The organism is Enterocloster sp. HCN-30185 (assembly GCF_037890305.1).
In the GTDB taxonomy this organism is placed as follows: domain Bacteria; phylum Bacillota; class Clostridia; order Lachnospirales; family Lachnospiraceae; genus Enterocloster.
Genome location: NZ_JBBKBT010000001.1, coordinates 77,465 through 89,425, shown reverse-complemented (window position 1 = coordinate 89,425; position 11,961 = coordinate 77,465). Strand labels below are relative to the sequence as shown.

Below are 11,961 nucleotides of genomic sequence, written 5' to 3'. Positions count from 1 at the left end.
GAAAAACAAATGGCAAAATATTTCGGCACTGACGGCTTCCGCGGAGAAGCAAATGTAACCTTAACCGTAGAACACGCATACAAAATCGGCCGTTTTATCGGCTGGTACTATGGAAAGTCACGTCTGGACAAGCGCAGTAAAATTGTAATTGGAAAGGACACGCGCCGTTCCTCCTATATGTTTGAGTACGCATTGGCTTCCGGACTGACAGCCTCCGGCGCAGACGCATATCTTCTCCATGTGACGACCACTCCCAGCGTATCCTATGTGGTCCGCACCGGAGATTTTGACTGCGGAATTATGATTTCTGCCAGCCACAACCCATACTATGACAACGGGATCAAGCTGATCAATTACTATGGGGAAAAGATGGAGGAGGAGGTTCTTTTACAGATCGAAGATTATCTGGACGGAAAGAGAGAGGAGCTTCCTTTTGCCACAAGAGATCATATTGGCCGTACTATTGACCATGCGATTGGAAGAAATCAGTATATTGGTTACCTCATTTCTCTGGCAACCCGTTCCTACAAGGGCATGAAGGTGGGACTGGACTGTGCCAACGGCAGCTCCTGGATGATTGCAAAAAGCGTATTTGACGCACTGGGAGCCAAAACCTATGTGATCAATAATGAGCCCGATGGAACCAATATCAATATGAACTGCGGTTCTACTCACATCCAGGTTCTGCAGGAGTATGTGAAGGAAAATCAGCTTGATATGGGTTTTGCCTTTGATGGAGATGCAGACCGCTGTATCTGTGTGGATGAAAATGGAAATGTGGTAGACGGCGACCGGATTATCTACATTTATGGACGTTATTTAAAGGAAAGAGGAAAGCTGGCGGGCAATAAGGTTGTCACTACGGTTATGTCCAATTTCGGCCTGTATAAAGCATTGGATGAGATTGGGATTGAGTATGAAAAGACGGCTGTGGGCGATAAGTATGTATATGAAAATATGAATGAAAACGGCTACCGCATTGGCGGTGAGCAGTCCGGTCATATTATTTTCCGTAAGTATGCCACGACCGGAGACGGAATCCTGACAGCAATCAAGATGATGGAGGTAGTTCTGGAAAAGAAAACCACCCTTGGAAAGCTGGCAGAGCCGGTAGTGATGTATCCTCAGGTACTGAAAAATGTCCGTGTAAAGGATAAGGCGCTGGCTCAGGCAGATGAGGCAGTTCAGGCAGCTGTGAAAAAGGCTGCAGATGCCCTTGGAAATGACGGCCGGATCCTGGTGAGAGAAAGCGGTACAGAGCCATTGATCCGTGTGATGGTGGAGGCCATGGACAGGACGCTTTGTGAGGAATATGTGGATTCTGTGATCGAGGTTTTAAAAGCACAGGGCCATGCAGAGTAAAATAGATTGAATTGTGAGGAGAGATGCGTATGTGCGGAATCGTTGGATTTATAGGAGATCATCAGGCGGCCCCGATCCTTCTGGATGGATTATCAAAACTGGAATACAGAGGCTATGATTCGGCTGGTCTGGCTGTCCGGGATGGAGACGCCCCGGTTCAGATCGTAAAAGCAAAAGGGCGCCTGAAGGCGCTGGCAGAGAAGACGAATGACGGAGAGGCCTTAAAGGGCACCTGCGGTATCGGGCACACCAGATGGGCGACTCATGGAGAGCCTTCGGAAACCAACGCTCATCCTCACTGCTCGGATGATGGAAATGTAGTAGGCGTCCACAACGGAATTATTGAGAATTATCAGGAGCTGCGTGATAAGCTGGTAAAAAAAGGATATACCTTTTATTCTTCAACCGATACGGAGGTCGCTGTAAAGCTGATTGACTATTACTATAAAAAGTATGAGGGAACTCCCGTTGATGCGATCAATCATTCTATGGTGCGGATTCGGGGATCCTATGCTCTGGCAGTGATGTTTAAGGAGTATCCGGGAGAAATTTATGTGGCCAGAAAGGACAGCCCCATGATCCTGGGAGTCACGGACGGTGAGTGCTATGTGGCTTCTGATGTGCCTGCGATTTTAAAATATACGAGAAATGTATATTATATCGGAAATATGGAGATGGCCCGCCTGAAGGAAGGGCAGATTACCTTTTACAACCTGGATGGGGATGAGATAACCAGGGAGATGACGCAGATCGAATGGAATGCAGAAGCGGCTGAAAAGGGCGGTTTTGAGCATTTCATGATGAAGGAGATCCATGAGCAGCCGAAAGCAGTTTCAGATACCCTGAATTCTGTTTTGAAAAACGGCCGTCTGGATCTGACGGAGATGGGGCTGACAGAAGAAGAGATCTGCGCCATATCCCGGATTTATATTGTGGCCTGCGGCTCTGCGTATCATGTGGGGGCGGTGGCTCAGTATGTGATGGAGGATCTGGCAGAGATCCCGGTCCGTGTGGATGTGGCTTCCGAATTCCGTTACAGAAAACCTCTTCTGGATAAAAATGGGCTGGTGATCGTAGTGAGCCAGTCCGGAGAGACGGCGGACAGTCTGGCCGCTCTCAGGGAAGCGAAGGAATATGGGGTAAAGACCCTTGCGATTGTAAATGTGATCGGTTCTTCCATTGCCAGAGAGGCAGACCATGTGTTTTACACCATGGCGGGACCGGAGATTGCCGTTGCAACGACAAAGGCCTACAGCACCCAGCTGACCGCCGTTTACTGTCTGGCTCTCCAGTTTGCCCTGGTGAGGAAAAAGCTTTCAGAGGAAGACTGCGCAGCGCTGATCGCAGAGCTGCAGTCTCTGCCTGGGAAGATGGAAAAAATCCTGGAGGATAAGGAACGGATCCAGTGGTTTGCATCGAAATACGCAATGGCAAAGGATGCGTTCTTTATTGGAAGAGGGATTGATTACGCAGTTTCCCTGGAGGGAAGCCTGAAGCTGAAGGAGATTTCCTATATTCATTCGGAGGCTTATGCAGCAGGGGAGTTAAAGCACGGAACCATAAGCCTGATCGAGGACGGTACGCTGGTGATCGGAGTGCTCACACAGAGTCAGCTTTATGAAAAAACGCTGTCCAATATGGCCGAGTGCAAAAGCCGGGGGGCTTATCTGATGGGCTTGACTTCTTATGGAAAATATGATATAGAGGATGCGGTAAATTTTGCGGTATATGTGCCCAGAACCGATGAACATTTTTCTGCCAGTCTGGCTGTGATCCCTCTTCAGCTGCTTGGATATTACGTCAGTGTGGCAAAAGGACTGGATGTAGATAAGCCGAGAAATCTGGCAAAATCTGTTACGGTAGAGTAAAGGGCGCAGATCCGATTACAAGGGAGATTGAAAATGAACAGAAGAAAGAAGCTGGGAGTGATTGCGGCTGCCGCAGGCATATTGCTGCTGACTCCTGTAACCGTATTGGCAGAGGATAAGTGGGAGAGCAAAAACGGCGGCAGATACCGTGTAAAGGAAGATGGAACCTATTATGCCGGTGAATGGTTCAGCGTGACCAATAATCCCAGTCTGCCTTCAGGTAAGCCGTCCACTGCCTGGTATTATGCCGGGGAAGACGGAAAAATATATGTAAACGGCTGGTATGAGATTAACGGTAAGACCTACTATTTCTATGCAGGCGGCAATGCGGCTGTAAACAGCAATTTTGTCCTGGATGGAAAACGCTATTATGTAGATGAAAACGGCGCAAAAAGAGCCAATGGCTGGTTTGTGATAGAAGGTACATACAGCAATGGAAAGCCCTATTCTAACTGGTATTACCAGCAGGAGGACGGCTCTCTGCTTACCGATGGCTGGCATGAGGTTGACGGTGTGACCATGTATTTTGATGCCAGTGGAAGAAATTACAGAAAGCAGTGGGTGACTCAGGAAGACAGGCGTTACTATGTGGATGAAAGCGGTGCGCTCCAGACCGGCTGGTTTGCTATCCGCGGAACAAATGCCGCTGGGCAGGAGTATGCCAACTGGTATCATGCGGATGTAAATGGAGTGATTGCCAGAAATGGCTGGTCCCAGATAGGCGGAAACTGGTATTATTTTGACGCCAATGGATTGAATTACAGAAAGCGCTGGTATGTGGATCCGAAGAAGGAACGCTACTATCTGGATGAGGAAGGCATTCTACAGGATGACGGCTGGTTTAAGATTGAAAATGTAAATGCTGCTACTCAGGTTGTGACGGAAAGCTGGTATTACGCCCAGACCTCCGGTGCAGTCTTGAAGGACGGCTATCATGACATTGACGGAAAAACCTACTATTTTGACGTGAATGGCTATAATTACCGGAAACGTTGGATCACACTGCCCAGCGGTGACAGACGTTATCTGGGAGAAGACGGCGTGATGAAACGGGATGAATGGTTTGTGATCAGCGGTCTTGATTCCAGAGATTCCGACTACAATAACTGGTATTATGCCCTGGATAATGGAAATATTGCCATGGACCGCTGGTATAAGATCGATGGAAAGAACTATGGCTTTAATTCCGGCGGCGTGATGCGTACAGGCTGGCTGACAGACAGTAAGCTGGATGATAATGGGGACAGCGACAATTCCTATTATTACTGTGGTGAGGATGGTGCAAGGGCGCTGGGCTGGCAATGGCTGGAGATTCCGGAGAACTGGATCGATGACAGCGATGATGTAACGGATTACGTTCACGACAACGGACAGTATGCATGGTTTTATTTTAATCAGTCCACGGGTAAAAAACGCCGTTCCTCCGGCGGCAAAAAGGAAACGAATGTAGATGGAGTAACCTATTGCTTTGACGGCAATGGAATCATGTATCCGGGCTGGGTGAAGTTAAGCTCCAAAACGCCTGAAATTTCCGGTTACCGTTATTTCTATCAGCCCACCTCTGAAACAGATAAGAAGTTCATTGCAGGGCAGAAGGTGGAAGGAAGCTGGCTGTACATCAATGGGCCTGCAGACCTGGACGGCAGCGGACAGAAGGAATGGTACTATTTTGATAATTCGGGAGAGCCGGTTCATGCATCAGAAAATAAATACAAGCGAAAAGAAATCCACAATGATATGTACGTCTTTGATATGTACGGCGCAGCCCAGTATGGTCTGGTGGAGATTTCCGGTGTGAGCAGCAGCGAGGATGGATTTTACTACTGCGGCTCTGCAGAGGGAGACCGCAAGTGTGTGACCGGAAAGGTAATGATTGATGATGGTATAAGCAGCGGGAAGTCTCAGTACTATTTTGACAATGATGGAAGAGGCTATACCGGAACAAAGGACGGTTATCTTTACTATGAAGGAAAGCTGCAGAAAGCAGATAAGGCTGCAAAATATGAAGTCTTCCAGCTGGAAGCGGGCGGAAAGAAGTATCTGGTGAATTCATCCGGAAAGGTAATGAAAAATACAAAAGTTACAGACGGAAATGACCAGAAATGGGAAGTTGCAGGCAATGGAACAATCAAGGTATACGGATCCGATGAGATCGCAGAGCTGGCAGTGCCGGAAGCAACTGCAACGTATTAAAAGGAGAATATGAGTATGAAAACAGCATTGGTCATCATGGCTGCCGGGATTGGCTCCCGGTTCGGCGGTGGGATAAAACAGCTGGCACCGGTAGGAATGAATGGGGAGATTATCATGGATTACTCGATTCATGATGCCATTGAAGCCGGGTTTGACAAGATTGTGTTTATCATCCGCAGGGATATTGAAGAGGCTTTCAGGGAAGCAATCGGCAGCCGGATTGAGAAGATCTGTGAGAAGCTGGGTGTGGAGATCGCATATGCCTATCAGGAGCGGGAGGCGCTTCCGGAGGGCGTGTCCTGCCCCAAAGACCGTACAAAGCCCTGGGGAACGGGCCAGACGGTCCTGGCCTGCCGTAAGGTGCTCCATGAGCCCTTTGCAGTCATCAATGCGGATGATTATTATGGAAAAGAAGCATTTGTGAAAGTTCACGATTTTCTGACACAGTATTCAGCAGAAAAGCCAAACGCATACTGTATGGCCGGTTTTATTTTAAAAAATACGCTCAGTGAGAATGGAGCTGTGACAAGGGGCATTTGCGAGACAAATGAGAACGGATATCTGACAGCTGTTCATGAGACCTCAGGCATTGTAAAGACAGCAGAGGGGGCGGCAGTGGAGGCGGATGGCGTTCTTGCTTCCATTGATGCAGATTCCTGCGTATCCATGAATATGTGGGGATTGACACCTGAATTTATGGAGCTGCTCCAGACCGGTTTTGAAGAGTTCTTTAAGAAGCATAGTGAGGCGGAGCTTTTAAAGGCGGAATACCTCCTGCCGGGCTGTATTGATGAACTGATCCAAAAGGGTCAGGTATCCGTCCGCGTCCTGGAGTCCCATGACAAATGGTTTGGCGTGACTTATAAGGAAGATAAGGAATTTGTAGTGAAGTCCTTTGAACAGCTGATCAAAAATGGAGTGTATGGGGAGAGGTTGTTTGGGGAGGTGTAAAGAAACTCGAAAAAGTGAGCGGGAAATGACCACCCCGCTCTTTTTACTGCGTTGTGTACAGCTCGGTATCAGCATCGCCGACCTGGACCTGCTGACCATTGGGTTGGTCAATGATAGGTTCACGGAGCGGTAGAACGATGATTATCCGTACAAAGAGCTGGCCTCGCAAGCTGATTTTGACAAATTTTGACAGAATAAAATTCGACGACCGTGCATATATTAAATATAAAATAAGCACGATTGTTTGGTTTTGCTTGACTACTGTGCTTATTTCGATTACAATATAAGCACGGAAGGATGGTGATTCTATGAATGAGATGATAAGATTAGTTCAAAATCATGATTACCTTACGCTGAGAATTGCGGAAAAATCTGGAATTTCAAAATTTAAGTTTTACAAATATGTCCGAGAAAACGGATTGGAGCCGGTCAGCCGTGGTGTTTATTCTACGGGATCGGATTGGGTCGATGAGTTGTATGTGCTTTATAAGAGATGCCCGAATGCTGTTTTTTCACATGACGAGGCTTTTTATTATCATGGTCTGATAGACAGAGAACCGTTTGTCCACACACTTACCATGTACAGCGGTTACAATGCACACCGGCTTACAGCGGATGGAAGTTGTAAAGTATATACAGTAAAACGGGAATTATTGGATGTCGGAAAGATCATTGTGAAAGACAATGACGGGAATATGATTCCAATGTATGATCTGGAACGGACGATTTGTGACCTGATGAGAAGCCGGAGTAGTATTGAAGCACAGGATTTCAATTCCGTTCTGAAGACATATGTTTCCAGAAAAGATAAAGATTTGAACCGACTTATGGAATATGCAAAGCTGTTTCGGGTCGACAATGTGATCCGCAGATATATGGGGGTATTATTGTAAAATGCAGCTGACGCCAGAACAGGTTAAGGGAAGAATTAAGAACGTAGCAAAAGAAAACAAGGCAGATGATAGAACGCTCATGTGAATCTATATGATGGAGCGTTTCCTTGAAAGAGTTGCCAGTTCGCAGTATAAAGACAATTTCATCATTAAAGGCGGAATGCTGGTGACCGCAATGGTAGGTGTGGCACTCCGCTCTACAATGGACATTGATACGAGCATCAAAAACCAGAATCTGTCGGCGGAAGATGCCAAACGGATTGTGGATGATATCAAAGACATCAATCTGGGGGATGGGGTGACCTTTGAAGTCAAGGAAGTTTCCAACATCATGGATGAAATGGAATATCCGGGTATTCGGTTTATCATGAATGCCGTGATGGGAAAACTCGTGACACCTATGAAGATTGATATTTCTACAGGAGATGTTATTACACCAAGGGCAATCGAGTACAAATATAAATTACTCTTGGATGACCGTTCCATCAGCCTCTGGTCGTATAATTTGGAAACAATTCTGGCAGAAAAACTTCAGACGGTTCTAGCAAGAGGTCTTTTGAATACCAGAATGAGAGATTTCTACGATATCAAGACCTTGCTTTCTATTTACGAGCAGGACATCGATGCTGATGTACTGAAAAAGGCATTTGAGGCAACCTGTAAGAAAAGAAGCACCGAAAATCTGAAAGAGGAAGCACCAAAAATTATGGCTGCCGTCAGTGATGACGTGCAGTTACATACACTTTGGAAATCTTATCAGAAGAAATATCCGTATGCAGTTGATATCAGCTATGAGGATATAATAGAAAGTACACAGCTCTTGTGGAGTAAAATTCAATAATTGGCAGTTTTATTGTCAGCTTGTAGTCTTTCTTGAACGGATTTGTCCAGATGATGTTGTAGTGTGTGTTGTTCATTCTTTTAACGCCCTTAACGCGTCTTCAACATTAGAATAGCGTTTTACCGATGAATCACGAGCAATGCGCTCTGCTTCCAGCATTGCCGCAATCGTTTCCTTGTTCGGCTGTTCTATGCGAATATCAAAAGGAAAACCGCCGCCCCGGAGCGACTGACGGAGAAACACATTGATAGCAGTGGTCAGATTGATATCCAATTCACCATACAGAGTTTCGCACTGCTTTTTAATATCGCTGTCCATGCGGACGCTGAAATTAGTAGTGGTAGCCATATATTGTCAACTCCTTTCATTGCTGTTGACCTATGTTATATGCTATATACAATGCAATATCAAGGTATTAGACAGAAAATTTGCAATTTGCTGGCAAGCCTCGGTTGCATTTTTTTCATGGAACCCCCGGAAAAACAGATTGCCCCCTCCCAACCGGCTCCGAACGAATCGGAACCCCGGCTGTGAGGGGGCGTTTTTATTTACAGCTTCCAGATATCCCTGTTATACTCCTCAATGGTCCGGTCTGAGGAGAAGTATCCTGCCCGGCTGATATTTACCAGCATTTTCTTCGCCCAGGAGGCCCGGTCCTCATAGTCCGAGAAGGCCTTTTCCTTGGTACGGCAGTAGGCGGCAAAATCAGGGAAGGTCATGAACCAGTCCTTATTTAAAAGCTCATTGTAAAGGCGTTCCAGATTTTCCTTATCGCCCACAGCAAGCATTTTCTTACTGATGATAAAGTCTACGGCCTCCTTTAAGGCAGGGGAGTTTTCGTAGTAGGATCTGGAATGATAGTCCCCTCTCTTATAGCGGCGGATGACCGTATCGCTGGAGTCGCCGAAGATATAGATGTTGGAGTCGCCTACCAGCTCGTGGATCTCCACATTGGCTCCGTCATCCGTTCCCAGGGTGACGGCTCCGTTCAGCATGAATTTCATATTTCCCGTGCCGCTGGCTTCCTTGGAGGCCAGGGAGATCTGTTCGGAGATATCGCAGGCCGGGATCAGCTTTTCTGCCAGAGTCACGTTGTAATTATTTACCATCACTACATTTAAGCAGTGGCTTACCTCAGGATCCTCCTTTATGATCTGCTGCAGGCAGAGGATCAGATGGATAATGTCTTTGGCGATCACATAGGCAGGCGCAGCCTTTGCACCGAAGATGGCCGTGATGGGAGTAGTGGGCTTATGGCCTTTTTTGATCTCCAGATATTTGTGGATCAGGTACAGGGCGTTTAACTGCTGGCGCTTGTACTCGTGAAGGCGCTTGATCTGGATGTCAAAGATGGAATCGGGATTGATTTCCAGTCCCTGTGTTTCCTTTAAATACTGTGCCAGCTCTGCTTTTTTCTGATCCTTAATGGAAAGCAGGCGGTACAGGTGCTTTAAATTGCAGGAAATGGCAGGCTGATCCAGTTTTTTCAGTTCATCTGCATCCCTTTTATAGCCTTCCCCGATAAAGCTGGTGATAAAATCAGAGAGCTGTGGATTGCAGTGGAGGAGCCAGCGGCGGAAGGTGATCCCATTGGTTTTGTTATTAAATTTTTCAGGATAGATTTTGTAAAAATGGTTCAGCTCCGTTTCCTTTAAAATATCGGTGTGCAGAGCGGCAACTCCGTTTACGCTGAAGCCGTAGTGGATATCAATGTGGGCCATGTGAACCCGGTCGTCCTTATCAATGATATAGACGGAAGGATCGTCAAATTTACGGCGTACCTTGTCATCCAGCACCTCCATAATGGGGATCAGCTGGGGCACCGCCTCCTTGAAAAATTCCATGGGCCAGGTTTCCAGGGCCTCAGCAAGGATAGTGTGGTTGGTGTAGGCGCAGGTGCGGCTGACGATTTCAATGGCGTCGTCCATTTCCATGCCATGCTCTGTGGTCAGCAGGCGGATCAGCTCCGGGATTACCATAGTAGGATGGGTGTCATTGATCTGGATGACAGCATAGTCGGGCAGATCATAGAAATCAGAGCCTTTTGCAGCAGCCTCTTCCAGGATCAGCCTTGCGGCGTTGCTTACCATGAAATACTGCTGGTAGATGCGCAGGATCCGTCCCTCCCTGTCGCTGTCATCGGGGTAGAGGAACAGAGTCAGGTTTTTTGCCACATCCGTTTTGTCAAAGGAAATACCGTCCTCTACAATGGATTCGTCCACGGATTCCACATCAAATAAATGGAGATGATTGGTACGGCCGTGATAGCCTGTTACCGCGATATCGTACATGCGGGAGGTAAGGGTGAAGTTTTTATAGGGAACCTGATAGGTCACATCGGTTTTTGTAAGCCAGGAGGTGTTTTCAATCCAGGGATTGGGAGCCTCCTCCTGTTTATTATCCTTAAAGAGCTGCTTAAAAAGGCCGAAGTGATAGTTCAGCCCGATGCCGTCGCCGTTTAAGCCAAGAGTGGCAATGGAGTCCAGAAAGCAGGCTGCCAGACGTCCCAGGCCGCCGTTTCCTAAGGATGGCTCTGGCTCTGCTTCCTCGACTGCTGCCAGAGATTTGCCATTTTCTTCCAGAATCGCCTTTACATCATCATAAAGGCCCAGATTGATCAGGTTGTTGGAAAGAAGCTTTCCGATGAGAAATTCAGCAGAGATATAGTACAGCTTTTTCTTTCCGGAGTTTTCTTCTTTTTTTGCAGCGGCCTTCTGGGAAATGGCAAGAAGGGCTGTATAGAGTTCTTTATCCGTACAGTCGGCGATCGCCTTGGGACAGGCGGTGCACAGTGCTGTTTCAAGTTCTTTTTTTGTCATATCAGATCCATCCTTTCTGCTCGGTGCAGGAGTTATTTATATTACAGTTATTCTATCAGGTGGCTTGGAAAAAATCTTGCAGAATGATGGGAGAATATAGTACAATACGATCAAAAGGAGATGGAAGGCAGCATGGAAAAAGGCGATATGATAAGGCAGGAAAAGTACCATGAAACCAAGAAGCACGGACTGCGCGAATTCCCTTTTAATATCTATCCCTGTTCCATTCCGGGGGATTTTCAGAATGTGGCTCTCCACTGGCATGAGGAAATGGAGATCATTTCCATAAAAAAGGGCCAGGGCAACGTGGTTGTAGACCGGGTGGTTTATGAGGTGGAGGAAGGGGATGTGATGGCTGTCTTTCCCGGCCAGCTTCATGCAATTTACGGATTTGAGGATCAGAGAATGGATTACGAAAATATCATTTTCAGCCTGTCACTTCTCATGGGGGCAGAGGAGGATCTCTGTACGGAACGGTTCCTTTTTCCTCTTGCCAGAGAGCAGGTGAGGGAGCCGCTTTTTAAACGGAGAGGAATGGAGGGATATGAGGCGTTTGCAGGATGCATTCAGGCGCTGGACTGTGTATCGGAGGAGAGGGGAACCGGGTATCAGCTGGCAGTGAAGGGGCAGCTTTATACCTTTCTTTATCTGGCCTTTCAGTCCGGCCTGACGCTGTGGGAAAAACGGCCCGGACGGGCCAGGGAGCGGATTAAGCAGGTGCTGGGATACATTGAGGAGCATTACGGAGAGGAGTTTGATATCAGCCAGGCCGCCGGGATGTGCTTTTACAGCCAGTCTCATTTTATGAAATATTTTAAGCAGTATGCGGGACAGCCCTTTGTGAGCTATCTGAACGATTACCGTCTTTCCCGTGCAGGCGGATTTTTAAGAACCACGGGAGACACGGTGACGGAGATTGCAGTCCGGTGCGGTTTTGATAATCTGTCCTATTTCAACCGCCTGTTCCGCAGAAAGTACGGTATGACCCCGAAGGAGTATCGGGAGTCTTAAGGCCGGCAGTCCAAAGCGATTGA

At 47.3% G+C, this 11,961-nt stretch carries 9 protein-coding genes; 7 read left to right on the top strand and 2 right to left on the bottom strand.

Features of this window, described 5'->3' with window-relative positions:
• Positions 1–9: 9 nt before the first annotated feature.
• The 6 genes from glmM to WKT10_RS00365 all read left to right on the top strand — a co-directional run bounded on the left by glmM (position 10) and on the right by WKT10_RS00365 (position 8,108).
• On the top strand, positions 10–1,362 hold the full coding sequence (gene glmM, locus WKT10_RS00390) for a phosphoglucosamine mutase (RefSeq protein ID WP_340274708.1): 1,353 nt from the start codon (positions 10–12) through the stop codon (positions 1,360–1,362).
• A gap of 29 nt (positions 1,363–1,391) precedes the next feature.
• Positions 1,392–3,230 carry a glutamine--fructose-6-phosphate transaminase (isomerizing) gene (gene glmS / locus WKT10_RS00385; protein ID WP_340274706.1) on the top strand — a complete coding sequence of 613 codons (1,839 nt, stop codon included), beginning with the start codon at positions 1,392–1,394 and terminating at the stop codon, positions 3,228–3,230.
• Between the two features lie 33 nt (positions 3,231–3,263).
• A complete protein-coding gene (locus WKT10_RS00380; protein WP_340274704.1) occupies positions 3,264–5,423 on the top strand; it encodes a hypothetical protein in 2,160 nt (719 codons plus the stop codon).
• 15 nt (positions 5,424–5,438) lie between these two features.
• Positions 5,439–6,374 (top strand): nucleotidyltransferase family protein, encoded by a 936-nt coding sequence (locus WKT10_RS00375; protein WP_340274702.1) that lies wholly within the window; start codon positions 5,439–5,441, stop codon positions 6,372–6,374.
• A 308-nt stretch (positions 6,375–6,682) separates the two neighbouring features.
• Positions 6,683–7,267 carry a type IV toxin-antitoxin system AbiEi family antitoxin domain-containing protein gene (locus WKT10_RS00370; protein WP_340274701.1) on the top strand — a complete coding sequence of 195 codons (585 nt, stop codon included), beginning with the start codon at positions 6,683–6,685 and terminating at the stop codon, positions 7,265–7,267.
• A gap of 91 nt (positions 7,268–7,358) precedes the next feature.
• On the top strand, positions 7,359–8,108 hold the full coding sequence (locus WKT10_RS00365; RefSeq protein ID WP_340274699.1) for a nucleotidyl transferase AbiEii/AbiGii toxin family protein: 750 nt from the start codon (positions 7,359–7,361) through the stop codon (positions 8,106–8,108).
• 72 nt (positions 8,109–8,180) lie between these two features.
• On the opposite strand, the gene WKT10_RS00360 is transcribed toward WKT10_RS00365, so the two are convergent.
• Together WKT10_RS00360 and WKT10_RS00355 are read right to left on the bottom strand one after the other, a co-directional pair.
• Positions 8,181–8,456, bottom strand: coding sequence for a type II toxin-antitoxin system RelB/DinJ family antitoxin (locus WKT10_RS00360; RefSeq protein ID WP_337434686.1), 276 nt, complete (start codon positions 8,454–8,456; stop codon positions 8,181–8,183).
• Between the two features lie 200 nt (positions 8,457–8,656).
• On the bottom strand, positions 8,657–10,927 hold the full coding sequence (locus WKT10_RS00355; RefSeq protein ID WP_340274696.1) for a glycogen/starch/alpha-glucan phosphorylase: 2,271 nt from the start codon (positions 10,925–10,927) through the stop codon (positions 8,657–8,659).
• Positions 10,928–11,059: 132 nt separating this feature from the next.
• Between WKT10_RS00355 and WKT10_RS00350 the strand changes: the two genes are divergently transcribed.
• Positions 11,060–11,938 (top strand): AraC family transcriptional regulator, encoded by an 879-nt coding sequence (locus WKT10_RS00350; RefSeq protein WP_340274694.1) that lies wholly within the window; start codon positions 11,060–11,062, stop codon positions 11,936–11,938.
• Positions 11,939–11,961: the final 23 nt, after the last annotated feature.

Excerpts from the sequence above, each read along its gene's own strand:
- WKT10_RS00380 (WP_340274704.1), top strand. The coding sequence starts at position 3,264 with ATGAACAGAAGAAAGAAGCTGGGAGTGATTGCGGCTGCCGCAGGCATA.
- WKT10_RS00365 (WP_340274699.1), top strand. The coding sequence starts at position 7,359 with ATGATGGAGCGTTTCCTTGAAAGAGTTGCCAGTTCGCAGTATAAAGAC.
- WKT10_RS00360 (WP_337434686.1), bottom strand. The coding sequence starts at position 8,456 with ATGGCTACCACTACTAATTTCAGCGTCCGCATGGACAGCGATATTAAA.
- WKT10_RS00370 (WP_340274701.1), top strand. The coding sequence starts at position 6,683 with ATGAATGAGATGATAAGATTAGTTCAAAATCATGATTACCTTACGCTG.
- glmS (WP_340274706.1), top strand. The coding sequence starts at position 1,392 with ATGTGCGGAATCGTTGGATTTATAGGAGATCATCAGGCGGCCCCGATC.
- WKT10_RS00355 (WP_340274696.1), bottom strand. The coding sequence starts at position 10,927 with ATGACAAAAAAAGAACTTGAAACAGCACTGTGCACCGCCTGTCCCAAG.
- glmM (WP_340274708.1), top strand. The coding sequence starts at position 10 with ATGGCAAAATATTTCGGCACTGACGGCTTCCGCGGAGAAGCAAATGTA.
- WKT10_RS00375 (WP_340274702.1), top strand. The coding sequence starts at position 5,439 with ATGAAAACAGCATTGGTCATCATGGCTGCCGGGATTGGCTCCCGGTTC.
- WKT10_RS00350 (WP_340274694.1), top strand. The coding sequence starts at position 11,060 with ATGGAAAAAGGCGATATGATAAGGCAGGAAAAGTACCATGAAACCAAG.